General features: G+C 54.2%; 23 protein-coding genes. 12 read left to right on the top strand and 11 right to left on the bottom strand.

Annotated elements, in window-relative coordinates; translation table 11 throughout:
- Positions 1-138 precede the first annotated feature (138 nt).
- Complete coding sequence (locus tag ABFV38_RS11295) at positions 139-1542, bottom strand: MFS transporter (RefSeq protein ID WP_348957257.1); 1404 nt, start codon at positions 1540-1542, stop codon at positions 139-141.
- Between the two features lie 117 nt (positions 1543-1659).
- On the opposite strand from ABFV38_RS11295, the gene ABFV38_RS11290 reads away from it, so the two are divergent.
- Positions 1660-2565, top strand: coding sequence for a LysR family transcriptional regulator (locus ABFV38_RS11290; RefSeq protein ID WP_063621652.1), 906 nt, complete (start codon positions 1660-1662; stop codon positions 2563-2565).
- Positions 2566-2568: 3 nt separating this feature from the next.
- On the opposite strand, the gene ABFV38_RS11285 is transcribed toward ABFV38_RS11290, so the two are convergent.
- Positions 2569-4023: a Cu(+)/Ag(+) sensor histidine kinase gene (locus tag ABFV38_RS11285; RefSeq protein ID WP_348957256.1), complete on the bottom strand. Its 1455-nt coding sequence runs from the start codon at positions 4021-4023 to the stop codon at positions 2569-2571.
- Positions 4013-4696 (bottom strand): copper/silver response regulator transcription factor, encoded by a 684-nt coding sequence (locus ABFV38_RS11280; protein ID WP_045910575.1) that lies wholly within the window; start codon positions 4694-4696, stop codon positions 4013-4015. Before ABFV38_RS11280 ends, ABFV38_RS11285 begins: the two co-directional genes overlap by 11 nt.
- Before the next feature lie 162 nt (positions 4697-4858).
- Between ABFV38_RS11280 and ABFV38_RS11275 the strand changes: the two genes are divergently transcribed.
- Genes ABFV38_RS11275 through silA form a run of 4 tightly spaced genes read left to right on the top strand, consistent with a single transcriptional unit; the run spans position 4859 to position 11022 of the window.
- A complete protein-coding gene (locus tag ABFV38_RS11275; RefSeq protein ID WP_348957255.1) occupies positions 4859-6244 on the top strand; it encodes an efflux transporter outer membrane subunit in 1386 nt (461 codons plus the stop codon).
- Positions 6245-6267: 23 nt separating this feature from the next.
- Positions 6268-6609 (top strand): cation efflux system protein CusF, encoded by a 342-nt coding sequence (gene cusF / locus ABFV38_RS11270; protein WP_045910573.1) that lies wholly within the window; start codon positions 6268-6270, stop codon positions 6607-6609.
- A gap of 11 nt (positions 6610-6620) precedes the next feature.
- The gene (locus tag ABFV38_RS11265) at positions 6621-7871 is read left to right on the top strand and encodes an efflux RND transporter periplasmic adaptor subunit (RefSeq protein WP_348957254.1); all 1251 of its coding nucleotides are present in this window, start codon (positions 6621-6623) and stop codon (positions 7869-7871) included.
- A 10-nt stretch (positions 7872-7881) separates the two neighbouring features.
- Entirely contained in the window at positions 7882-11022 is a 3141-nt protein-coding gene (gene silA / locus ABFV38_RS11260; protein ID WP_348959419.1) for a Cu(+)/Ag(+) efflux RND transporter permease subunit SilA, read from the top strand.
- A gap of 41 nt (positions 11023-11063) precedes the next feature.
- Here the strand turns inward: silA and ABFV38_RS11255 are convergent, their stop codons facing one another.
- Positions 11064-11510, bottom strand: coding sequence for a hypothetical protein (locus ABFV38_RS11255; protein ID WP_325818348.1), 447 nt, complete (start codon positions 11508-11510; stop codon positions 11064-11066).
- 301 nt (positions 11511-11811) lie between these two features.
- Here ABFV38_RS11255 and ABFV38_RS11250 point away from each other — a divergent pair, with 301 nt between their 5' ends.
- The 4 genes from ABFV38_RS11250 (at position 11812) to ABFV38_RS11235 (ending at position 13879) form a co-directional block, all read left to right on the top strand.
- The gene (locus tag ABFV38_RS11250) at positions 11812-12135 is read left to right on the top strand and encodes a Silver-binding protein (protein ID WP_348957253.1); all 324 of its coding nucleotides are present in this window, start codon (positions 11812-11814) and stop codon (positions 12133-12135) included.
- Positions 12136-12471: 336 nt separating this feature from the next.
- On the top strand, positions 12472-12915 hold the full coding sequence (locus ABFV38_RS11245; protein WP_348957252.1) for a PACE efflux transporter: 444 nt from the start codon (positions 12472-12474) through the stop codon (positions 12913-12915).
- A gap of 94 nt (positions 12916-13009) precedes the next feature.
- Positions 13010-13381, top strand: coding sequence for a VOC family protein (locus ABFV38_RS11240; RefSeq protein ID WP_069719226.1), 372 nt, complete (start codon positions 13010-13012; stop codon positions 13379-13381).
- A 135-nt stretch (positions 13382-13516) separates the two neighbouring features.
- The gene (locus ABFV38_RS11235) at positions 13517-13879 is read left to right on the top strand and encodes a DUF4406 domain-containing protein (protein ID WP_048030456.1); all 363 of its coding nucleotides are present in this window, start codon (positions 13517-13519) and stop codon (positions 13877-13879) included.
- A 38-nt stretch (positions 13880-13917) separates the two neighbouring features.
- Here ABFV38_RS11235 and ABFV38_RS11230 read toward each other — a convergent pair whose 3' ends face one another.
- On the bottom strand, positions 13918-14691 hold the full coding sequence (locus tag ABFV38_RS11230; RefSeq protein ID WP_223540555.1) for a DeoR/GlpR family DNA-binding transcription regulator: 774 nt from the start codon (positions 14689-14691) through the stop codon (positions 13918-13920).
- A gap of 86 nt (positions 14692-14777) precedes the next feature.
- Here ABFV38_RS11230 and ABFV38_RS11225 point away from each other — a divergent pair, with 86 nt between their 5' ends.
- Both ABFV38_RS11225 and ABFV38_RS11220 read left to right on the top strand, forming a co-directional pair.
- Complete coding sequence (locus tag ABFV38_RS11225; RefSeq protein WP_045910554.1) at positions 14778-15362, top strand: NUDIX domain-containing protein; 585 nt, start codon at positions 14778-14780, stop codon at positions 15360-15362.
- A 306-nt stretch (positions 15363-15668) separates the two neighbouring features.
- The gene (locus tag ABFV38_RS11220; RefSeq protein WP_048030459.1) at positions 15669-16361 is read left to right on the top strand and encodes a LuxR family transcriptional regulator; all 693 of its coding nucleotides are present in this window, start codon (positions 15669-15671) and stop codon (positions 16359-16361) included.
- Between the two features lie 14 nt (positions 16362-16375).
- On the opposite strand, the gene ABFV38_RS11215 is transcribed toward ABFV38_RS11220, so the two are convergent.
- Positions 16376-17014, bottom strand: coding sequence for an acyl-homoserine-lactone synthase (locus ABFV38_RS11215; protein ID WP_048223222.1), 639 nt, complete (start codon positions 17012-17014; stop codon positions 16376-16378).
- Between the two features lie 439 nt (positions 17015-17453).
- Between ABFV38_RS11215 and tam the strand changes: the two genes are divergently transcribed.
- A complete protein-coding gene (gene tam / locus ABFV38_RS11210; RefSeq protein ID WP_348959418.1) occupies positions 17454-18212 on the top strand; it encodes a trans-aconitate 2-methyltransferase in 759 nt (252 codons plus the stop codon).
- Positions 18213-18217: 5 nt separating this feature from the next.
- On the opposite strand, the gene ABFV38_RS11205 is transcribed toward tam, so the two are convergent.
- The 5 genes from ABFV38_RS11205 to ABFV38_RS11185 all read right to left on the bottom strand — a co-directional run bounded on the left by ABFV38_RS11205 (position 18218) and on the right by ABFV38_RS11185 (position 23210).
- Entirely contained in the window at positions 18218-19408 is a 1191-nt protein-coding gene (locus ABFV38_RS11205) for a cytochrome c biogenesis protein/redoxin (RefSeq protein WP_348957251.1), read from the bottom strand.
- 137 nt (positions 19409-19545) lie between these two features.
- Positions 19546-20847, bottom strand: a complete 1302-nt coding sequence (locus tag ABFV38_RS11200) for an ATP-binding protein (RefSeq protein ID WP_235401767.1) — start codon at positions 20845-20847, stop codon at positions 19546-19548.
- Positions 20844-21584, bottom strand: a complete 741-nt coding sequence (locus ABFV38_RS11195) for a response regulator (RefSeq protein ID WP_348959417.1) — start codon at positions 21582-21584, stop codon at positions 20844-20846. The genes ABFV38_RS11200 and ABFV38_RS11195 overlap by 4 nt, the downstream gene beginning before the upstream one ends.
- 44 nt (positions 21585-21628) lie before the next feature.
- The gene (locus ABFV38_RS11190; protein WP_063621625.1) at positions 21629-22624 is read right to left on the bottom strand and encodes an alpha/beta hydrolase; all 996 of its coding nucleotides are present in this window, start codon (positions 22622-22624) and stop codon (positions 21629-21631) included.
- Positions 22625-22769: 145 nt separating this feature from the next.
- A complete protein-coding gene (locus ABFV38_RS11185) occupies positions 22770-23210 on the bottom strand; it encodes a GNAT family N-acetyltransferase (protein WP_348957250.1) in 441 nt (146 codons plus the stop codon).
- Positions 23211-23384: the final 174 nt, after the last annotated feature.

The raw sequence follows: 23384 nt of genomic DNA, 5'->3' as shown, positions 1-23384 counted from the left end.
GCGCCGTCTTTCTTGCCGGGTGGCGCTGCGCTTACCCGGCCTACATTGTGCAACGCTTGCCTGTAGGCCTAGCCGGGCGCAGCCTACATTTCTTTGATTTTTAATGCGATTAGCAGCGCCGAGAGGCGCTGCAACAATTTACGCGGATGCCCGAACCGCAGGGCGCAGCCTGCTCAGGCTAAATACCACCGAACCCGTCGAGGCGATGACGGCTAGCCACAGTGCAACCTGGATAGCATGTTGATGGTCCCATCCTGCCGCTGCTCCCAGCAGAACGCCCACCACGGCGGCGCCGAGACACTGGCCGAATGTCCTCACAATCGACAACACGCCGGAAGCATAGCTGGCATATTCCCGCGCGACGTTAGCGAGCATTTCCCGGTTATTGGGGCTCTGGAAGCAGCCAAATCCAATACCGCATACCAGGCTGCGCAGGCAGATATTCCACACGGAAGGATTCTCCGGCAACGTGGCCAGCAGGACCAACCCACCGACAAAGACGATAAGCCCGAGGGTCGAGATCAGCGGCGCGGAGATCGTATCCGCCCAGCGACCCGCGTGCGGCGCGATCAGCACAATGCCAATCGGCCACGGGGTAAACAGCAGTGCCGACACCACCGGGCTGTAGCCATACACGCTCTGAAACAGGAACGGCAGCGCGACAAACGTGATCCCCTGGCTCACAAACGAGGCCAGCGAGGTCAGCGCGGCGAGGGTGAAGCGCCCGTTTTTGAACATCACCGGCGGCAGTAAAGGATGTTGCGCGCGCCGGATACGCCAGGTAAAGGCGAAGGCGCTGACCAGCGCGAGAACGCCCCAGCAGACGGCCTGCCGGTTAATGTGTTGCGTCACGTGCTGAAGGCTGTCGGCCATCATGATCGCCGAACCTAACAGGACGGCGGAAAGTACGGCGCCCGGCGCGTCAAAGGGAGTGCGGTCAACGGCCGATTCCCGCGGCAAGGCCCGCCATGCCAGCAGCAGGGCGATGCTGCCCGGAATAAGGTTAATGGCGAACAGCCATTGCCAGCTCAGGGCGTCCAGTATTGTTCCGCCGAGTACCGGGGCTATCGCCGTGCTGGAGGCGATAAGCAGGGCGTGCAGCCCGAGAATACGGCCCAGCAGTCGGCCCGGAAAAACGGAGCGCAGGATCGCCGGGGCAATGCTCAGGGTCGCCGCGCCGCCGATGCCCTGCAGAATTCGCATCCCGGTTAACATTTCCGGTGTTGTTGCCAGCGCGCAGCCCAGCGAGGTGAGCGTAAAGGTGGAAAGCCCGGCCAGAAAGATTGGGCGATAGCCCACACGGGCCGCCAGCGCCGCGAAGATGGCCAACGTCATCGCCGCTGACAGCAGATAACCGTTGGCGAACCAGACCGCTACGTTCGCGGGGACCTGCATCGCGCTTGCCATGGAGGGGAGCGCGATGTTGATCATGGTACCGTCAAAAACGCCCATCAGCGTGGTGGTCATAACGGCGGCCATCACCCTGGCGCGTTCATGTCCGGGTAAACCTTCATCGCCGGGCTGGTTTGAAAAGAGCGTCATCGTCGTTACTCCGAATAAGAATCGTGATGACGAAACTATAATCATGCGGTATACAGGGCGGAAGACGCAGCATTTGCACTTAATCATTGCACGTAACGCCATATCTGAGGAGCCAACGTGTCCGACCCTGATTTTAACCTTCTGGTTGCGCTCGATGTTTTGCTGGCAGAAGCCAGCGTGGCGGGCGCGGCGCGACGTTTGAACCTGAGCACCTCCGCCATGAGCCGCACCCTGAGCCGGCTGCGGGAGGTGACCGGCGATCCGATCCTGGTGCGGGCCGGTCGTCACATGGTGCTGACGCCCTGGGCCGAAGCCACCCGGGACCGCGCCAGAAGCGCCGTGCACGAGGCGAGGGCGGTGCTGCAGCCCTCCACCGACGCGCTGAAGGTGGAAAGCCTCGAACGGCTGTTCACCATCCGGGCCAACGACGGTTTTGTGGTGGCGTTTGGGCCTCTGCTTATTGCTGCGGTGGCGAGCGTTGCGCCCGGGGTGTGCATCCGCTTCTCACCGAAACCGGAAAAAACGTCGCGCTACTTGCGGGAGGGACTTGTCGATCTGGAGATTGGCGTGCAGGGCAACATGGGGCCAGAAATACGGCTGCAAAGGCTTTTCCAGGATCGGTTTGTTGGCACGGTGCGCAAGGGGCATCCGCTGTCAGAGCAGCCGGAGGTCAGCCTGAGTGACTATGTCGCCTGGGGGCATGTGGTGGCCTCACCGGACGGATCGCTGCACGGGTTTGTTGATGAGGCGCTGGCGGAGCGCGGGATGAAGCGCAAGGTCGCCAGCGTGGTGCCCGGCTTTCCGACGGCGTTATCCGTGGCGCTGGCCTCCGATCTGATTGCCATGGTGCCAGCGTTATACCTGCTCAATCAGGCGATGACCGAGCGCGTGCACGTCTTTGAACTGCCCTTTAAGACCCGCACTATTACGGTATCCCAGATGTGGCATCCGCGCATGGAACGGGACCCGGCGCATCGCTGGCTCAGGGAAAAGGTCCTTGAAGTGTGCCGCGCGGTTTGCTGACGCTCAGAGCACTTTCCCCGGCACGGTGAGGATGAAGCGCGTCGACACCGCATCCGATTCCACGCGGACTTTTCCGTGGTGTGCCGTGACGATGGACTTCACGATGGCAAGCCCAATGCCGCTGCCTTCGCCTTTACGCTGCCTGGACGGATCGACGCGATAAAAACGGTCAAACAGCTTCGGCAGATGCGCCTGCGGGATCGGCGTGCCGGGGTTTTCTGTCACCAGCTCAACGTCATTATCCTGTTTTCGCAGTGAGACCGTCACCGTTTTGCCCGCTGGCGTATAGCGCAGGGCGTTAGATAACAGATTATTGATGGCCCTTCTGAACATCTGCGGATCGCCTTCTATCAGGCAGGGCATCCCGTTGAATGTCAGCGCGATGTGGCGTTCTTCCGCCCAGGCTTCGAAGAAATCAAACACCTTCATGACCTCGGCGCTTAAATCAAACATCACCCGATCCGGGATGAGCTGATTATTATCGGCCTGTGCCAGGAACAGCATGTCGCTGACCATGCGGGTCATCCGGTTGTACTCTTCAAGGCTGGAGTACAACACATCCTCCAGCTCCTTCGGAGAACGGTTCTGACTCAGCGCGATTTCGGTTTGCGTCACCAGGTTGGTGATAGGGGTTCTGATTTCGTGCGCGATATCGGCGGAAAAGTTAGCCTGACGGGTAAAGACATCTTCGATCTTCTCGATCATCTGGTTGAAGGAGATGACCAGCTGTTCCAGCTCAACGGGGACGCGGGACGGCTCCAGTCGTGCATCCAGGTTTTCGGAGGTGATGTTTTTAATGGCGTTGCTGACGTTACGCAGGGGCAAATGTCCCTGACGCACCGCAATGCGGATGACAAGAATAATCAGCAGGCTGATAACCGCGGCAATCGCCAGAAGGTTTTTTTTCAGCGCCTCAAGATAGTGGAGATGAAAATTAATGGAGAGCCCGATCAGCATGACGTAGTCCTGGGTTTTGCCCTGCAGCGTCGCCGTGCCTGAGGAGGCGATAATCCGGTACGTTTCCATTTTCATGTCGGACCCGGCATGCATCGGGTTGCCCGGGTCTTCTACCGTCCAGAGAAACACATCCTGTGTACGACGGTGTTCGCTAAAGTCCGCCGTCTTCATTGCCGGGCGCAATGCCGCCCCTTGCGTCGAGCTGAACAGGGTATTGCCCTGCGGATCCAGAAGCAGGACGGCCACGTTGCGGTAACTGGCGATCGACTCTTTGATCTTACTGATTTTCTTTTGGTCGGGATCTACCGGTGAGTGCAGTATGCGGTGCATCGCGGTGCTGATCTGCTGAAGGTCGCTGATATCCTGCTCGGCAAAGTGCTTCTCAACGGAGTGCAGCATGAACCAGGTAAAGGCGAAGAAGGCCAGTATGGTGGAGAGGCTGATAAAAAAGGTCAGCCGCAGCGCAAGAGAGAACGGGCGTCGGAGGGGCTTAACGCGCATCCGGTACCTCCAGCATATAGCCCACGCCGCGCACCGTCTGGATCAGCTTCGGTTCAAAGTCGTTATCGATCTTTGCGCGCAGCCGCTTTACCGCCACGTCAATCGCGTTCGTGTCGCTGTCAAAGTTCATGTCCCAAACCTGGGAGGCAATCAGGGAGCGGGGCAGCACTTCCCCCTGATGGCGCATGAAAAACTCCAGCAGGCTGAACTCCTTGCTGGTGAGCACAATCCGACTTCCGGCCCGGCTGACCTTTCTCGACACGAGGTCAACCGTCAGGTCTGCTACCTGAAGCTGGCTTTCTGCGATCACCGTATTTCCGCGTCTTAACAGCGTCCTTACCCGGGCAAGCAGCTCGGCAAAGGCGAATGGCTTGATCAGATAATCATCTGCACCCAGCTCAAGCCCTTTAACACGGTGTTCAATCGTACCGAGAGCCGTCAGAAGCAGTATGGGCATCCCTTTGCCGGCAGAGCGGAGCATGCGGACAATGTCCCAGCCGTTCACATCGGGCAGCATGATGTCGAGAATCAGCAGATCGTATTCAGCGGTCATGGCGAGATGGTAACCGTTCAGGCCATTATCAGCGTGGTCCACGACAAACCCCGCTTCAGTGAGTCCCTTGCTGAGGTACTCACCGGTTTTCATTTCGTCTTCAACGATCAGTATTTTCATCTTGCTCCCCTGACTGGCTGCTGATGACATTCTATGGCGCCCGCCACCGTTCACAATGACTTACGTTAAAAATGACAACATTGTCATTATCCCGTCACCCGTCAAACAGGAAGCGTTCAGTAGAGTAGCCCTAAAAATACTCTGGACTTCATTTGAACCGTTATGTTCCTGATAAAACGACTTAGCATCAGTACGGTATTTATCCTGGCAGGCTGCGTCTCGCTGGCTCCCGACTATCAGCGCCCGGCGTCACCGGTACCCCAGCATTTTTCGCTTTCGCGCAACGGCCTGACGCCCGCGGTGGCGGGGTATCAGGACACCGGCTGGCGCACCTTTTTTGTCGACCCGCAGGTAGCCGGGTTGATTACGGAAGCCCTGAACAATAATCGCGATATAAAAATGGCCGTCCTGAAGGTTGAAGAGGCGCGTGCGCAGTTCAACGTGACGGAGGCGGAGCGTTATCCGCAGCTGAATGGATCCGCAGGTATCACGTACAGCGGGGGACTGAAAAGTGACAAACCGGCTTCTCAGCAGTACGACGCGGGTCTTGCGCTCAGTTACGAACTCGACTTTTTCGGCAAGCTGAAGAACATGAGTGAGGCTGATCGACAAAACTATTATGCCCAGGAAGAGGCCCGTCGCGCCGTGCACATCCTGCTCGTCTCTAACGTGTCGCAGAGCTATTTCAACCAGCAGCTGGCGTATAAACAGCTGCGTATCGCGCGGGAAACGCTGGAAAATTACCGGCAGTCTTATGCATTCGTTGAGCAACAGCTGGTGACGGGCAGCACTAACGTACTCGCGCTGGAGCAGGCCCGGGGGCAGATCGAAAGCACGCAGGCAGAGATTGCCAAACGTGAGGGGGAGCTGGCGCAGGCCAATCATGCCCTGCAGCTGCTCCTCGGGACGTACCGTGCGCTGCCGGGCGACAGTGGCATGAACGCCAGCGATATTGCGCCGGTAAAACTCCCGCCTCATCTTTCCTCAGAGATACTGCTGCAGCGCCCGGATATTATGGAGGCGGAGTATCAGCTTAACGCGGCCGATGCGAATATCGGCGCCGCGCGTGCCGCCTTTTTCCCGTCGATTTCCCTGACCAGCGGGCTTTCAACTGGCAGCACGGAGTTGTCCAGCCTGTTCACAGCAGGCAGTGGGATGTGGAATTTTATTCCTAAAATCGAAATTCCCATTTTCAATGCGGGCAGGAATAAGGCCAACCTGAAACTGGCTGAAATTCGTCAGCAGCAGTCGGTCGTGAATTACGAACAAAAAATACAGGCCGCCTTCAAACAGGTCGCCGATGCGCTCGCGCTGCGGGACAGCATTAACCAGCAAATTGACGCTCAGCGTCGTTATCTTGATTCGCTCCAGATTACGCTCCAGCGTGCCAGAGGATTATATGCCAGTGGTGCGGTCAGTTATATCAACGTGCTGGACGCGGAACGTTCTCTTTTCTCCACCCGCCAGACCCTTCTCGACCTTATTTATGCCCGACAGGTTAATGAAATAACGCTCTTCACCGCCCTGGGCGGCGGTTGGGTCGAATAACTGTACTTAAAGAGGAAACTAAAATGCGTAATTCACTTAAAGCCGTGGTATTCGGTGCAATCGCCGTGACGTTTTCTGCCGGCCTTCAGGCTGAGGTTCATCAGCACGAGGCGATGAGCGCCGCCCGTGAAGGGGCCGCTGAGCAGGTTATTACGGGGACCGGTATCGTGAAAGACATTGATCTCACGAATAAAAAAGTCACGATTTCTCATGAGGCCATCCCGGCGATTGGCTGGCCCGCGATGACCATGCGTTTCACCTTTATTGAGGCCGATGAGAGCATCAACGCCTTAAAGGTCGGCAGTCACGTTGATTTTTCATTTGTTCAGCAGGGCAATATCTCTTTACTAAAGAGCATTAAATAGCGAGAAACGGCATGGCCTCATTAAAAATAAAATACGCTGCCATGATAGTCAGCAGCCTTATTGCCGGAGGGCTGATATCCGTGACGGCATGGCAGACACTTTATTCATCTGAAAAAACAGCAAATAGCGTTGCGGAAAGAAAGGTCCTTTTCTGGTATGACCCGATGAAGCCTGACGTGAAATTCGACAAGCCCGGTAAATCACCGTTTATGGATATGGATCTGGTCCCGAAATATGCGGACGAAAATGACGATAAAAGCGGTGGCGGTATCCGTATCGATCCGACGCAGGTCCAGAATTTAGGATTAAAAACGCAAAAAGTGACGCGCGGAACGCTGAATTATTCCCAGACGATCCCGGCCAACGTCAGCTATAACGACTATCAGTTTGTCATTGTGCAAGCGCGTGCGGATGGGTTCGTTGAGAAAGTCTACCCGCTGACGATCGGCGATAAGGTGAAGAAAGGCACGCCGCTGATTGATATTACCATTCCGGACTGGGTCGAAGCGCAGAGCGAGTTCCTGCTGCTCTCCGGCACCGGTGGAACGCCCACGCAGATTAAAGGGGTTCTGGAACGGCTTAGGCTGGCGGGTATGCCGGATGAGGATATTCAGCGGCTGCGTGCGACCCGCACTATCCAGACCCGGTTTACCATCAGGGCGCCCATCGACGGGGTGATCACGGCATTTGACCTGCGCACCGGGATGAATATTTCGAAAGATAAGGTCGTGGCGCAAATTCAGGGAATGGATCCGGTCTGGATCGGCGCGGCGGTCCCAGAATCGATTGCGTATCTGCTGAAAGATACCTCGCAGTTTGCTGTTTCGGTACCGGCCTGGCCGGATAAATCCTTCCCGGTTGAAAAGTGGAGTCTTCTGCCGAGCGTGGATCAAACTACCCGTACGCTGCAGGTGCGCCTGCAGGTCTCCAACAAGGATGAGCTGCTGAAACCGGGCATGAATGCCTACCTGAAGCTGAATACCCAAAGTCAGGAAATGCTGCTGATTCCGTCTCAGGCCGTTATCGATACCGGCAAAGAGCAGCGCGTTATTACCGTTGACGCTAACGGGAATTTTGTACCGAAAAGGATCCACGTTCTGCATGAATCTCAGCAGCAGTCCGGCATTGGTAGCGGGCTGGAAGAGGGGGAGTCAGTCGTCGTCAGCGGTCTGTTCCTGATTGACTCGGAGGCCAATATTACCGGTGCGCTGGAGCGCATGCGCCACGCTGAAACCCCTGACGACGCCCATTCTGGCCATTAAGGAGACGATGATGATTGAATGGATTATCCGGCGGTCAGTGGCTAATCGTTTCCTGGTTATGATGGGGGCGCTGTTTCTCAGCGTCTGGGGAACATGGACCATCATCAATACGCCGGTCGATGCCTTGCCCGATCTGTCTGACGTTCAGGTGATTATCAAAACCAGCTATCCCGGCCAGGCCCCGCAGATTGTTGAAAACCAGGTGACCTATCCACTCACCACCACCATGCTGTCGGTTCCCGGCGCGAAGACCGTGCGCGGCTTTTCGCAGTTTGGTGATTCGTATGTCTATGTCATTTTTGAAGATGGCACTGATTTGTACTGGGCCCGTTCGCGCGTGCTGGAGTATCTGAATCAGGTTCAGGGCAAACTCCCTGCTGGCGTGAGTTCCGAGATCGGCCCGGATGCCACCGGCGTGGGCTGGATATTTGAATATGCGCTGGTGGATCGCAGCGGAAAACACGATCTCGCCGAGCTGCGCTCATTGCAGGACTGGTTCCTGAAGTTTGAGCTGAAAACGATCCCGAACGTGGCCGAGGTGGCCTCCGTCGGCGGCGTGGTGAAGCAGTATCAGATTCAGGTTGACCCGTTAAAGCTGGCACAGTATGGCGTCAGCCTGCCGGAGGTTAAGCAGGCCCTTGAATCGTCTAATCAGGAAGCAGGGGGATCGTCCGTAGAAATCGCGGAAGCGGAGTATATGGTGCGGGCCAGCGGCTATCTGCAGACCATCGATGATTTCAATCACATCGTCCTGAAAACCGGCGAAAACGGCGTACCGATCTATCTGCGTGACGTTGCCCGCGTACAAACAGGGCCGGAAATGCGCCGCGGTATTGCCGAGCTGAACGGGCAGGGTGAAGTGGCGGGCGGCGTGGTGATCCTGCGTTCGGGTAAAAATGCGCGCGAGGTCATCACGGCGGTGAAAGATAAGCTGGAGACGCTGAAGGCCAGCCTGCCGGAAGGCGTTGAGATTGTGACCACCTACGATCGCAGCCAGCTCATCGACCGGGCCATTGATAACCTGAGCGGCAAGCTTCTCGAAGAGTTTATCGTGGTGGCCATCGTCTGCGCGCTGTTTCTCTGGCACATTCGCTCGGCGCTGGTGGCGATTATCTCTCTGCCGCTTGGCCTGTGTATTGCCTTCATCATCATGCATTTCCAGGGGCTGAACGCCAATATTATGTCGCTCGGAGGTATTGCCATTGCCGTCGGTGCAATGGTGGATGCCGCCATCGTGATGATTGAAAATGCGCATAAACGGCTGGAAGAGTGGGATCACCAGCATCCGGGGGAACAGATTGACAACGCCACCCGGTGGCAGGTGATCACCAGTGCCTCCGTTGAAGTGGGGCCAGCCCTGTTTATCAGCCTGCTGATCATCACCTTGTCGTTCATTCCCATCTTTACCCTCGAGGGTCAGGAAGGGCGGCTGTTTGGTCCACTGGCCTTCACGAAAACGTACGCCATGGCGGGGGCGGCCGCGCTGGCCATCATCGTGATCCCCATTCTGATGGGATTCTGGATCCGGGGTAAAATCCCTGCCGAGACCCGTAACCCGCTGAACAGACTGTTGATTAACGCCTATCATCCGCTTCTGATTCGGGTGCTCCACTGGCCTAAAACAGCCCTGCTGGTTGCGGCATTATCCATCTTCACGGTTATCTGGCCCCTGAGCCAGGTGGGTGGCGAGTTTTTACCGAAGATCAACGAAGGCGATCTGCTGTATATGCCCTCGACATTGCCAGGCGTGTCTCCGGCAGAAGCGGCGGCGCTCCTGCAGACTACGGACAAACTCATCAAAACCGTGCCTGAGGTAGCGTCGGTGTTCGGTAAAACCGGTAAAGCCGAAACGGCCACGGATTCCGCGCCGCTCGAAATGGTCGAAACCACCATTCAGCTTAAGCCTGAGGATCAGTGGCGACCCGGCATGACGATTGACAAGATCGTTGACGAGCTCGATAAGACCGTTCGTTTGCCTGGCCTGGCGAATCTCTGGGTTCCGCCCATCCGCAACCGCATCGATATGCTTTCAACCGGGATTAAAAGCCCCATTGGCATCAAGGTGTCAGGTACCGTTCTGGCTGATATCGACGCCACGGCGCAGCGCATAGAGGCAGTCGCCAAAACGGTGCCAGGCGTGGTGTCTGCCCTCGCTGAACGTCTGGAAGGCGGGCGCTACATCGATGTTGATATCAACCGGGAGAAAGCCTCCCGCTATGGAATGACGGTGGGCGACGTGCAGCTGTTCGTCTCCTCGGCCATCGGCGGCGCGACGGTGGGGGAAACGGTGGAAGGCGTGGCCCGCTACCCGATTAATATTCGTTATCCTCAGGACTACCGGAACAGCCCGAACGCGTTGAGGCAGATGCCGATCCTGACGCCGATGAAACAGCAGATCACGCTGGGTGATGTGGCGGATATCAACGTGGTTTCCGGCCCCACGATGCTAAAAACGGAGAATGCCCGACCTGCAAGCTGGATTTATATCGATGCCCGCGGCAGGGATATGGTGTCCGTAGTGAACGACATTAAAACGGCCATCGGTCAGAACGTAAAGCTGAGGCCGGGTACCAGCGTGTCATTCTCCGGACAGTTTGAACTGCTTGAACACGCCAACAAGAAACTGAAGCTGATGGTGCCGATGACGGTGATGATCATTTTCATTCTGCTCTATCTGGCGTTCCGTCGCGTGGATGAAGCGTTGCTGATCCTGATGAGCCTGCCGTTCGCGCTGGTCGGCGGGATATGGTTCCTCTACTGGCAGGGTTTTCATATGTCAGTTGCAACCGGCACCGGGTTTATCGCCCTGGCCGGGGTGGCGGCAGAATTTGGGGTGGTCATGCTGATGTATTTGCGTCATGCCGTTGAAGCACATCCGGCGTTGTCCCGCCAGGAAACATTCACCGAACAGGGGCTTGATGAGGCGCTTTATCATGGTGCCGTGCTGCGCGTGCGGCCAAAGGCAATGACCGTCGCGGTGATCATCGCGGGTCTGCTGCCCATTCTCTGGGGGACAGGCGCCGGGTCAGAAGTCATGAGCCGGATAGCGGCGCCCATGATCGGCGGGATGATTACGGCACCGCTACTATCGCTGTTTATTATTCCTGCGGCGTATAAGTTAATTTGGTTGCGCAGACATAAAAAGCCATAAAAAAACCCGCCGGTAGCGGCGGGTTTTTACGGGATGAATGCTTAGCGCGCCTTGCTGATCAGTTTGCGCCAGGCTCTGTTATGTAGCGTAAATAGCAGCATCTTATAGAAAGCGGTAGAGAGGATACAGCTGCCGCTAAGCCCCAGCATGACAGTACTCACCATCGCAGCGGTCAGACTGACGCCCGGAGCAGCACTACCGCTCAGCGCGGCCAGCAGATAGGCTGCCGTTAATACCAGACTCATCACCGCCAGCGTAAGATGTAACCGCACGGCGCGCATGCTGCCTTTGCCAATCATAAACATCGTCACGCCGTTGATGCCTGCGAACAGGAGGGCGATCAGCACAACCCACACGAATACGCGTTCGGCTGGCTGGCCGAGTGCGGCGAGTACGCCATAGCCCAACCACAGCTGAGGAATCGCGAAGCTGACAATTACCCCGAGAGTGCTGATTGCCGCCGGAATACCCATGGTGTGTAGACCCACAGGTTTGCCCATTTCTTCAGCCAACTGAGTCTTTAGCTGTTGCAGCTGTGTCGGGGAGGTATTGCTTATGCTGGTAGCCACCTCGTTACAGTGTTGCAGGCGACGGGATGCTCTTCTAATTATTCGAATAATCAAAGTTTTGCCTCTCTCACTCCTTGAGTCCCGAAACAGGGTAGGGATTAAGCCCCTGGAGTGACAGAAATGTCACTCGCCAGTCATGCGATAAACAGCGGCCGGTTTTTATAATTCATTATAAAGAAGGCCACCAACTGTTGAGCACTTTAACTTCGGAGATACAACCATGAAAAAGTTCCTTTTAACTGTTATTGCCATCCTGGCGGTTTCTGCATCCAGCTGGGCTGCAGAGACAAACAACAACGAACAGGTAATGTCTCATGACATGATGCAAAACAACACAGAAGCTGCACACCAGAGCATGGCTGACATGCATAAGGAGATGATCAAAAACGGTCCATGCAGTACTAACGAAACAGCGACGTCGTTTTCTGCGATGAATGAACACGAGAAAGCGGCGATTGCACACGAAACGGCGAATAACGGACAGTCTTCGGCTAGCCATCAGCAGCAGGCTGAACAGCATCGTCGCCAGATGACTGAGAATTAATCGGCTGCGAAGCCTCTCAGTGATTATTGACGTTACTGATACGCTCCTTAAAAAAAGGGCGTTTGTTAGTGGGAAGGCCGGGTTATCACGTAGAGAATCGAGACTGGGTTATTGGTACACCTAATTTAACATAATATACATTATGCGCACCAATGTATGATTCCTCAAAATCTGGATTTATTCGGTCGAGATTGTCCTGGCCCATTCAGAGCTCGTGCAGTCGCCTTTTCACGCGTTCATGCTGTCATGATACCCACACAACCCAACCTCTACGTTTACACATGGTTGAAAGACGTTTGATATACTTCAGCCTTTGACCACTGCTGCCGTAAACTTATGGAAATTGTATTAGATAAAAGTGTCAGAGAAAGGATTTTCCACGCGGTCATTTTTGAAGTGACGGCCAACGTTATTATCGCGCTGTCGCTTGCCTGGCTGATGAACGTGTCGGTACTCCAGTCAGGCTCGCTGTCCGTGATATCCGCGCTAACCGCCACGGCCTGGAATTTTGTGTTTAACAAATTCTTTGACTCTCTTCAGAAAAAATACCGATTTGAAAGAACATTTCTGGTCCGCGCGCTCCATGCGGCCTGTTTTGAAGTTGGCCTTATCATCACGTTAATTCCTGTGGCAATGGTGATGCTGAATTTAACGGTGACGGAGGCTTTTTTTGTAGAGATCGGTCTTGTACTGTTTTTCCTGCCGTACACGATGCTGTTTAACTGGCTCTACGACTACCTGCGCTGGACATTTGTTGGGCGGAAACGGTCTGCTCTGTAGCGAGACATCTGTCACATAGGCACGCCCTTGATCATATTCGACTCCTCTCACCTTCTATACTCTTCATTTCTCTATCTCTTTTGAGGAGTCGATAATGTTTGACCATGTTAAATTCGGCGTCAGCGATTATGAAAAAAGTAAAACCTTCTTCCTTGAGGCGCTTCGCCCGCTTGGTGTGGAACTCATTGATGAAGGCGCGCCAGATTACGGTGTTGAAATGAGCGCTGGCGACGTTTCACTTTGCCTTTTCCAGACGAATGATAAACCTGCGCCTCTGCATCTGGCGTTTGTGGCTACTACACGTCAGCAGGTTGATGATTTTTACCACGCCGCGCTGCGCGTTGGCGGACGTGATAACGGCGGGCCGGGATTACGACCGTACGGTGAAAATTATTATGCCGCTTTTGTCATCTCACCTGATGGTCATAACATCGAGGCCGTGTGCCATGCACCGGAGAGCCGGTAGCACAACGACTTTGTCAAAATGCTCATGCGACTTTTTGCACGTTATTGCACGAAGTGTTGTATTTCAGGCCGGTAATGGCGTAAGGTATCCTCTGTAAATGTGCAGTTTCATGCAATAACGCTGACAGAGGTATTAATGACACAACAGTTGATTTTAATTGCCGGTCCCTATCGCAGCGGAACCGATGGTATTCAGGCGCGAATTGATGAGAATCTGGCGCGTCTCGAAAACGCAGCATTAGCCGTTTACCAGCGTGGCCACATCCCGGTCATTGGTGAATGGCTTGCTTTGCCGCTGGCAAAAGCCGCAGGCTCAAAAACGGTGGGTGATGAAATCAGCGAAGCGATGCTGTACCCCGTTGCTCACCGGCTCATCGCAAAATGCGATGCGATTTATCGTATTGCCGGTGCGTCTAAAGGTGCCGATATGGACATTGAGGTAGCCAGAAAATATGGTCTCAGCGTGTATACCGCGCTTGAGAACATTCCAGAAGCGTAAGCCAGGACGCCTGCCAGCCTGACGTTAAAGGCTGGCTGTCAGAGGCGGTCACGATCTGAGGTCAGCACGACGGATACCCCCTTTTCCGATACCGCGCGGATCCAATCCTTATCCGTACCGTCTTCAACGACGATGGTATTCACTGAAGATACATCGCCAATCACAAACGACGACGCTGTGTTGATCTTTTCCGGAGACGCCAGAACGACCGTTTCCGCGGCTCTGCCGGAAAATGCACGTTTGATGCATGCCTCTTCGAAATCACCGGTTGTCAGCCCCGCATCGGGATGAATACCGGTCACTCCCATAAAGAACAGGTCTGCATGTATATTCTCTATGCCTTCGATGGCCGCAGCACCGACCGCAACAATCGAGTGTTTATACAAGCGTCCGCCGATTAAAATCACCTCAATGGAAGGATGATCAACGAGCCCCAAAGCAATACTTGGGCTGTGCGTCACCACGGTGATGCGCAAGTCAGGAGGGAAAAATGTAATCAGCTCCGAGGTAGTCGTGCCACCGTCGACAATCACCACCTGGCCTGATGAAATCAGCTGTGCTCCTTTCCGGGCCACCCGTTTTTTCGCATCCATCTTCACGGATTGCCGTTCTGCAAACGGAGCTATAGCGGAAGATGACGGCAGCGCGCCGCCATGAACACGCTGCAAACGCCCTTCTGCCGCCAGCTCGCGCAGATCACGCCGGATGGTGTCTTCAGAGACGTCAAAAAGAATGCTGAGTGCTTTTGATTGGACCTGCCCTTCGGCACCCAGCTTTTCAAGGATCAATTGTTTTCGCTGACTGGTGAGCATCATGAATTCCTGATGTTGCATGTTTTATCTTGAACATGCATGATATTGCTGTTTATGATCATTACTCTACGTAAGGAGGAACAATCGTGCAATCAAAACGTGCAGATGTGCGCATCATCGACAGTGAAACCCTTTCTGACAACTGGTACATCCTTAAAAAATATACCTTTGACCTCCAGCGACGTGATGGTGAATGGCAACGGCAGCATCGGGAAGTCTATGACCGTGGCAACGGCGCGACGATTCTTCTCTATAACCGTGAGAAAAAGACGGTGATCCTGACGCGCCAGTTCCGCTTCCCTGTCTTTATCAACGGCCACCAGGACGATTTAATTGAAGCTGCCGCGGGATTGCTGGACAACATGGATCCCGAAAGCCGCATAAAAGCAGAAGCGGAAGAAGAGACCGGATTTCACGTTTCGCGCGTGCAGAAAATCTTTGAAGCCTATATGAGCCCAGGCTCCGTCACGGAAAAACTCTATTTTTATCTTGCCGAGTACCAGCCAGATGACAGAACCGGCGCAGGCGGTGGGATCAAGGCCGAGGGGGAAGATATCGATGTGCTGGAAATGACGCTTGAAGAGGCATTACGCAGCATTGAAACGGGCAAGATTGTCGACGGTAAAACCATCATGCTGCTTTATCATGTTGCCCTGAAAGGTATTCTGTAACCGACTGGTTTACATCCTGATTTGAAGGCGTACGAAATCGGTACGCTTGTGCGCTACCCGGATGAAAAGCGGAAAACCTCCTAAATTTTGCAGCCTACTATAATTAGTGAGCGATTCCGAAATTCGATAAAATCATCAACTATTCCCTGAGTCACCTGCATTTATCATTCAAAAATGCCAAACGTTCAAGAGGCTGCCTGCTGAGGTAGCCTGTCTCATCGGTTGTCTGGATTAAAATGCGACTCGCTACAGATAACGAAGCATATTATACTTGCTCCTCCACTCGAACAGGAGGCAGCAACTCACGTGAAGGATACATATTACAACGACATAACGATTAACACGCAAATTCAGAGTGAGCTGGACGCGTTTTTTGAGGATTTCAAAGGGATCGTCTTCGCCTACGCTATTATGAACAAGAAAGATCCTTCGCAGATGAGGATACTCAATAATAGTCCCGAGTGGTTTAATATCTATCTTGAAAGAAAATATCAGTTCATTGACCCTGTCATTATTCGGGCTTTGCGCTGTGTTGACGATTTTTTCTGGGAAAGTGATGTCGTCCTGTCGGATGGTTACAACCTGACACGCATTTTCGACGAAAGTGTCCAGTATGATATTTACCAGGGACAGACGTTTCCTCTCCATGACTATCTGAATAATCTTGTGGTCTTATCCGTCATCAGTCCTAAGCATTCTGGCATTGACATAGAGAAATATCGACCGCAATTTCTACGCTTCCTTGTTCAGTTACATCAGAAGACACTCAATCTTTATAGTCAGCATCAGCAGAAGAAGAATGTTTTCTTATCGCCACGCGAGCGCCAAATCCTTAAATGGGTCAGCGCCGGGAAAACGTACGCAGAAATTGCGGTTATTTTGTCTATTGCTGAGCGCACCGTTAAATTTCACATGGGCAATATAATGAAAAAACTCGGTGTAAATAATGCCAGACACGCAATAAAACTTGGAACGGAACTCCGGTTACTGGAGGACTGAGCCTCAGCCACTGGTTATAAATGGCGTAAATGCTCGAGCATTTCGCGAAGCCAGTGACTGGATTTATCTTTGCTAATAATGTCTTCAATAATGCTGGGGCTGGCAGGCATATAAATATAATAAATAACTTCCCCTTTTTCAGAGACACCGCGCTGAATTACTTCAACTTTCCAGTTTGCATGGCGAAATATGGCATACATACCACGACTGGCTACTGCGTACATCCCGTGATATTTTTTCTTTAGGCAATAAATATTCATTGCAAGAAACAATGCTTTACTGGCGGGCACGCCCTGCAGACTTGCAGAGTCTCGTGTTTCTTTATCTAAAAATAAACGACTCACTTCACAGCAGGGAACATCTGCTGGAAAAACAATGGGATTATCGAAATAGTTGTGAAAGATCTCGCTTATCATTGTCGGCTGCGTTGCGTTAATAAATCGCGCGCCGCATAACAGCTGTCCATCATACATCCCCAGCAAGTATGTCGTGTTATGGGAATCAAACTGATCCTTTTCCATACCTTCGATGCATTCCACTTTCCAGTCGAGTCGGTCCCGAAAAGTTTTTCTTCTGAGTCGGTAGAGTTCGTGTGCTAATGCTGGTGGTAAATCATCGTAGTCGTGTAAAAAAAATTCAATGACAGAATTCATGCTCTTGTTCCTGATAATAACACCTGAAACTATTATCACCTGTCTTTAAGGACAGCTTTCATTGTGCCGCATATTCCCTATACTTAAAAAGTACCTGACCACGAAGTTCTCGCAAAACTAAGCGGTCAGGAGGTCAAAGACCTACGAAACACCAGGGATATACCCATCGATGATTATCTAATATTTAAAGTTTCGGGTACAGAGCATAAGAAGCACTTTGCCGATAAAATATTAAAAAACAATAATCACAAAATAATTACAATAAAAACATTGCCCCTTAATCTTTTAAGGGGTAATATTTCCGTTTGCTTATTTTTTCTACTTTCCCTTCGTTTTACTGACTCTGCTGATTTCATCTGCCCAAAACCCTCGTCGGTACCGCTTTACAGACATCTGCCTGTGCTATTCTTGCTGAATCATGTAAGACGGAGAATTGATGATGGCCGACTGGAACCCTTCTCTTTACCTGCAATTTGGCGCAGAAAGAACGCGCCCAGCCGCCGAATTACTCGCCAGAATTCCTCTGGATGAGGCTGCGACTATCGCCGATCTGGGCTGCGGTCCGGGCAACAGCACGGCGCTGTTGAAGCATCGCTGGCCTTCTGCGCACATCACCGGGGTCGATAACTCCCCTGCTATGCTCGAGGAAGCACGCGCCGCCTTACCTGACTGCCACTTTGTTGAGGCCGATATCCGGCAGTACAAGCCTGGTCAGCCGCTGAGCCTGATTTATGCCAACGCGTCGCTGCAATGGGTTCCGGACCATTACGATCTCCTGCCGTATCTTGTCTCCCTGCTTAAGTTAAATGGCGTGCTGGCGATCCAGATGCCCGACAACTGGCTGGAACCCACTCATGTGGCGATGCGTGAAGTGGCGCTGGAGCAAGACTACCCAGACCGGGGCCGCGAACCTCTGCCGGGCGTACATGCTTATTACGATATTTTGTCGGAGGCTGGCTGTGACGTGGATATCTGGCGGACAACCTATTATCACAAAATGAGCTCTCATCAGGCCATTATTGACTGGGTAAGCGCCACCGGCCTGCGGCCCTGGCTCCAGGAACTGAATGAGAGCGAACAGAAACGTTTCCTGAAACGCTACCATGAACTGCTGGAAGAGCAGTATCCGCTTCAGGAAAACGGGCAGATACTGCTGGCTTTTCCTCGATTGTTTATCGTGGCTCAACGCCAGCCCTGATCCGATTACAGGCGGGCTTCTTTGAGCAACTGCTGGATAACCTTTTCCTGCTGCGCATAATCCCCCTCGCCAAAGGCGGTATAGCGCAGCTGCCCTTTAGCATCAAAGTAGTAATGCGCTGGCCAGTACTGGTTGCCGAACGCATTCCAGATTTGATAGTTGTTATCCGTCACGACCCGATACGGCAGTTGCCACTTTTTCACCGCATTTTTAACCGACGAAAGCGGTTTTTCCCAGGGGTATTCCGGGGTGTGAACCCCAATCACCACCAGACCCTGCGATTGATACTTTGTAGCCCACTCCCGCACATGTGGGAGCGTATGCTGGCAATTAATGCAGTCCCAGGTCCAGAAATCAATCAGAACAACCTTCCCTCGCAATGATTCAGACGTGACAGGGTCACCGTTAATCCATCCTGTTCCACCGCTTAGCGGAGGCAGCTGGCTACTGGGCTCAGCGATTGCCACCGGCTGGAGCTTCACCGTCGCAGTTGCGGGTTTTGCCAGGTTTAAGAGCGCGGTCTCAAGACGGTCTGCGACGCCGTTAGCGCCTTTCAGCAACGAGGTCATCCCCGTCGCATTCAGGACGACTGCCGCTAACATCGCCACCCCCGCCCCCTGACGCAGCTTCGCCATGAGTGCCGATTTTGCTCTCAGCGGGGTCATTAGCGTGCGGCCTCCAATGACGAGTAATCCCAGCATCAGCGCGCATCCGCTGCCATAGGCAGCCAGCAGTGCGCCGGTGGTAATGGCGGAATGCCCCGCAATGTTAATGCTGAAGATCGCTCCCAGGATGGGGCCCGCGCAGGGAGACCAGAGCAGTCCTACCGCAAGCCCGGCCAGAAATGCCGATGCCATTCCGCGCGTTTGCCCGCTTCGGGTGTTGAGGACATTTCCCGCGCTGACGGCCGGACCGGCAATACGCTGGGCGAAAGACGGGAAAATTAAGGCCAGCGCGGCGGTGGCCAGAATGACGAGCGCGATCCAGCGCCCGACAATGGTCGCCTCTGTTATCCACTCGCTGGCGACGGTGACGACCATCGCCACCAGGGTGAACATCACGACCATCCCTGCGAGCAGGGCCACAATATGTCGTCGTTGCCCCTGAAAACCGGCAAACAGGAGTGGAATAACCGGGAGCGTACATGGGCTGAGCAGGCTTATCATCCCGCCCAGAAAAGCGATTAACAGAAACATAATGACCTCACATTACACGTCCTGCGACACTGCAGTGAGGCTATTTCATCGTCCTGATGTGTTCAGGATATGTGTAAACGCTCGGTTTTTGTCTGGCTCTGTATCACCCAGGCCAGGAGATACAAAGCCGTACAATTTTACGCACGACGCGGTAGCGTAATGGCGACATCCAGTCCGCCTCCGGCGCGGTTCGCCAGCCTGAGTTTTCCTTCCAGCTGTGCGGTCAACTGCGCGGCAATCGCCAGGCCGAGACCTGTCCCGCCGGTATCGCGATTACGCGAGGTTTCAACCCGATAAAACGGCTGCAGAACCGCCTCCAGTTCGGCTTCGGGTATTCCCGGCCCGTCGTCCACAATGTGAATCACCACCTCTTCGGCAGACGAAATATCAATGGCAATGACGGCACCGCCGCCGAACTTCAGCGCATTATCCAGCAGGTTAGTCATCACTCTACGAAGCGCCTGTGGACGCGTGACAATGGGCAAGCGGGTTTCGCTTGCCTGAAACTGCACGTTTTTACCAATGTCCTGATAATCGCTGGCGATGCTGTTGACCCAGGCGTTCAGCTCCAGCTTCAGCGACGTCTCTTCCAGTGATTCTGATGACCGGGCATACGCGATACCCTCTCGCACCAGACGAGACATGCTATCAAGATCATTGAGGAGCTTGTCGCGTAGTTCCGGTTCCCCGGCCATTTCGACACGCAGCTTCATGCGAGTAATGGGCGTCTGGAGATCGTGGGAAATCGAGGCCAGGATCTGTGCGCGTTCCCGGAGATAAGACTGAATGCGCGCCTGCATGGCGTTGAAGGCATGCGCTGCCCGCTGCACCTCAAGCGGCCCCTTTTCCGTCATTGGCGTGCTGGCCGCCGGATCCAGCGCGTCCACCGCGCGGGTAAAGTGTGAAAAAGGCCGTACCACCTGCCGCACGGCGATCCAGGCGCAGACGGCCAGAACCAGCAGCTGCAGGACGAGAACGATCGGGAGCCAGCTGGCGACGGGCGGCATGCGCGGGATCAGGTCAATGGTCAGCGGCGCGCCATCGCGTAACGTAAGATGGGCCTGAATATGCGAAATGGCGCCGGGAACCGCGGTAAAGCTAAGCGGGTAATGCGCGGCAAGCGTCGCTTTTAAGGTTCGGATGGCATCTTGCGAACGCTTATCCGTCGGCGCTGCGCCGGGTTCTCCTGTGCCCAGAATATAACGATAGTTACCTCGTTCAAGCCGAGGCAGCCAGGCGGCGCGTTCGCTGGCCGGTAAGCGGTCTAAAATGGCGACGCTGGTTGCGACATCGTTTTCCAGATTACCGAGCATCACCGTGCGCGCGCTGTGCATGCGTTCAGTCATGACCAGCGTCAGGCTCAGGGCGTTAGCCAGCAGCAAACCGGACAGTACGACGATCAGCAAACGGGCCAGCAGAGAGCGTGGCCAGAGCGTCATTCGTTAACCTCTTTGATGGTCACCGGCATCGTAAAGACGTAACCTTCGCTGCGCACGGTTTTGATATAGGCGGGCGTGCGGGCATCTTCATTGAGACGCTGGCGAACCCGGCTTACCAGCAGATCGACAGAACGTTCAAACAGTTCGGCGTCACGACCCTGCGTCAGATTGAGCAATTGGTCACGGGTCAGCACGCGTTGCGGATGATCCAGGAAAACGCGCAGCAGACGATACTCCGCCCCACTGAGTGCCACAATCACCCCTTCCGGGTCGATTAAGTGGCGAGCAACGGTATCGAGCTGCCATTCACCGAACATCACCAGCCGCCCTGCTTCTGTCACCTGTAAATTGGGCGGCATCGTGCGAAAACGCCGTAAAATCGCTTTGATGCGTGCCAGAAGCTCACGGGCAACAAACGGCTTCACCACGTAGTCATCCGCCCCCATCTCCAGACCCAGGATCCTGTCCGTCTCCTCATTGCGCGCCGTCAGCATCAGGATGGGCAGATCTTTATGTTTGCCGCTGCGTATCTGCCGGCATAGCGTGAGACCGTCATCTCCCGGCATCATGACGTCCAGCACCACCAGGTCGATATGTTGTTTATCCAGTACGCTACGCATCTCTTTGCCGTTGGCCGCGCCCGTCGCGCGATAGCCAGACTTACCGAGATAATCGACAATCAGTTCACGAATATCCCTGTCGTCATCGACGACAAGGATGTGGTCAATATGTTCCACCGAACTCTCCAGACCGAAGGGTAACGTACTGAAAATAGCACATTTCACAGCTTATCCGCGTCGATAACTGCCTTTACGAAATCCTGTGGATCTTCCTGAGGTGGGTTATGCCCCACGGTTGCGCCGAAGGTGCGGTGCTCATATTTGCCGGTAAATTTAGCTGCATAGGCCTGCGGTGCCGGATGCGGCGCGCCGTTGTTGCCGCCTTCGATGGTGATCGTTGGGACGGTTATATTCGGCAGCGTGGCCAGTTTTTGCTCGTAGCGGTCGTATTTACGCTCGCCTTTTTCCAGCCCTAAACGCCAGCGATAATTACTGAGCGTCACCGCGACGTGGTCCGGATTATCGAGGGATTTGGCACTGGCGTTAAAGACCGCATCGCTAAATTTCCAGTCAGGCGAGGCCTGCGACCAGATTAAGCGCGCAAAGTCATGCGTGTTTTTGGCATAGCCTTCAGCACCGCGCGCGGTGGCGAAATAGAACTGATACCACCACTGCTGCTCTGCTTTTGGCGGCAGCGGCTGTTTGCCAATCTGCTGGCTGCTGATGAGATACCCGCTCACCGACACCAGTGATTTTACGCGCTCAGGCCACAGCGCCGCGACGATATCCGCCGTCCGGGCGCCCCAGTCATATCCTGCAAATACCGCCTGCCTGATATTCAGGGCATCCATCAGATTAACGATATCTTTCGCCATCGCCGAGGGCTGGCCGTTGCGCGGTGTGTTTGCTGACAGGAAACGCGTGGTACCGTAGCCGCGCAGAGACGGCACAATGACCCGGTACCCTTTTGCCGCCAGTGCGGGTGCAACCTCGGCATAGCTGTGAATATCGTAGGGCCAGCCATGCAGTAAAATAACCGGCTGACCGTCTTTCGGGCCAATGTCGACATAACCGACATTCAGATCGCCGGCATTAATTTGCTGAGGATGATCAAAGGCTGCGGCGACGTTTGTGCCGGTGACTTCGGCCTGACAGGACATCACGGTGCCAAGCGAAACGGTCAGTGCGAGGGTTGAGTAAGCAAGTTTGCTGAACATGTTGGTATCTCCGGTTGAGTACAATTCACGGGGATATCACAACACCTCAATGTATAGCGGATATGTGCGAAAGCGGGTTTATTGCAAGCCTGTGTATGTATCCGGGACGCTGATACAGTGTGATACAAACACAGGCGCTGAAGTTTTAGAGGGAGAGACGATAGCGGATGTAATCGTCAGCTTCACCATATTTGTCATAGAGTTTACGCGCCGGGTTGTTTTCCCGAGTGACCCAGTACAGTTTCGACCACCCTTCGCGCTTGCCTTCGTCAATCAGAGCGTCAATGAGCGCCTTACCGGCTCCCGCCCCGCGTTCGGCAGCATCAACAAACAGATCTTCCAGGTAGCAGATCGGCGCGGTTGACCAGGTGCCTTCATGCAGAACACACATTGCGAAACCGATGACCTTTTCGTCCTTCTCCACGACCCGGCAGAACATCGATGAATGCGCTGAGAGCGCCCTTTCCCACGTCGCTGCGGTGACGGATTCCTCGAGGAAGCAATCATAAAAATGGGTGTAACCCTCCCACAACGGTCGCCATTGGGAATAGTCCTCTGCGCGTAAAGGTCTTACGATAACTCTCATGCATTCCTCACTTTAGGGCGCTATAAAGTGCATGTTGTATGTTTCGCCCGGCGGCGCTACGCTTGCACGGGCCTACAATGTAACGTGCTATATATTGATATCCTGGCACTGTGTAGGCTGGGTAAGCGCAGCGCCACCCGGCAAGAAAGACGGCTAAATTGTTTATGACAGGGT

The sequence above is a fragment of the Enterobacter cloacae complex sp. Mu1197 genome, assembly GCF_040059225.1.
In the GTDB taxonomy this organism is placed as follows: domain Bacteria; phylum Pseudomonadota; class Gammaproteobacteria; order Enterobacterales; family Enterobacteriaceae; genus Enterobacter; species Enterobacter quasiroggenkampii.
The sequence above is the reverse complement of the archived record's forward strand: the minus strand, read 5'-3'. Positions and strand labels throughout refer to the sequence as shown.

Bases quoted from the DNA above. Each gene is read 5' to 3' on its own strand.
- ABFV38_RS11200 (WP_235401767.1), bottom strand. From the start codon at position 20,847: ATGACGCTCTGGCCACGCTCTCTGCTGGCCCGTTTGCTGATCGTCGTA.
- ABFV38_RS11280 (WP_045910575.1), bottom strand. From the start codon at position 4,696: ATGAAAATACTGATCGTTGAAGACGAAATGAAAACCGGTGAGTACCTC.
- ABFV38_RS11185 (WP_348957250.1), bottom strand. From the start codon at position 23,210: ATGAGAGTTATCGTAAGACCTTTACGCGCAGAGGACTATTCCCAATGG.
- ABFV38_RS11215 (WP_048223222.1), bottom strand. From the start codon at position 17,014: ATGAATTCTGTCATTGAATTTTTTTTACACGACTACGATGATTTACCA.
- tam (WP_348959418.1), top strand. From the start codon at position 17,454: ATGGCCGACTGGAACCCTTCTCTTTACCTGCAATTTGGCGCAGAAAGA.
- ABFV38_RS11285 (WP_348957256.1), bottom strand. From the start codon at position 4,023: ATGCGCGTTAAGCCCCTCCGACGCCCGTTCTCTCTTGCGCTGCGGCTG.
- ABFV38_RS11295 (WP_348957257.1), bottom strand. From the start codon at position 1,542: ATGACGCTCTTTTCAAACCAGCCCGGCGATGAAGGTTTACCCGGACAT.
- cusF (WP_045910573.1), top strand. From the start codon at position 6,268: ATGCGTAATTCACTTAAAGCCGTGGTATTCGGTGCAATCGCCGTGACG.
- ABFV38_RS11190 (WP_063621625.1), bottom strand. From the start codon at position 22,624: ATGTTCAGCAAACTTGCTTACTCAACCCTCGCACTGACCGTTTCGCTT.
- ABFV38_RS11240 (WP_069719226.1), top strand. From the start codon at position 13,010: ATGTTTGACCATGTTAAATTCGGCGTCAGCGATTATGAAAAAAGTAAA.
- ABFV38_RS11250 (WP_348957253.1), top strand. From the start codon at position 11,812: ATGAAAAAGTTCCTTTTAACTGTTATTGCCATCCTGGCGGTTTCTGCA.
- ABFV38_RS11230 (WP_223540555.1), bottom strand. From the start codon at position 14,691: ATGCTCACCAGTCAGCGAAAACAATTGATCCTTGAAAAGCTGGGTGCC.
- ABFV38_RS11245 (WP_348957252.1), top strand. From the start codon at position 12,472: ATGGAAATTGTATTAGATAAAAGTGTCAGAGAAAGGATTTTCCACGCG.
- ABFV38_RS11235 (WP_048030456.1), top strand. From the start codon at position 13,517: ATGACACAACAGTTGATTTTAATTGCCGGTCCCTATCGCAGCGGAACC.
- ABFV38_RS11275 (WP_348957255.1), top strand. From the start codon at position 4,859: ATGTTCCTGATAAAACGACTTAGCATCAGTACGGTATTTATCCTGGCA.
- silA (WP_348959419.1), top strand. From the start codon at position 7,882: ATGATTGAATGGATTATCCGGCGGTCAGTGGCTAATCGTTTCCTGGTT.
- ABFV38_RS11205 (WP_348957251.1), bottom strand. From the start codon at position 19,408: ATGTTTCTGTTAATCGCTTTTCTGGGCGGGATGATAAGCCTGCTCAGC.
- ABFV38_RS11265 (WP_348957254.1), top strand. From the start codon at position 6,621: ATGGCCTCATTAAAAATAAAATACGCTGCCATGATAGTCAGCAGCCTT.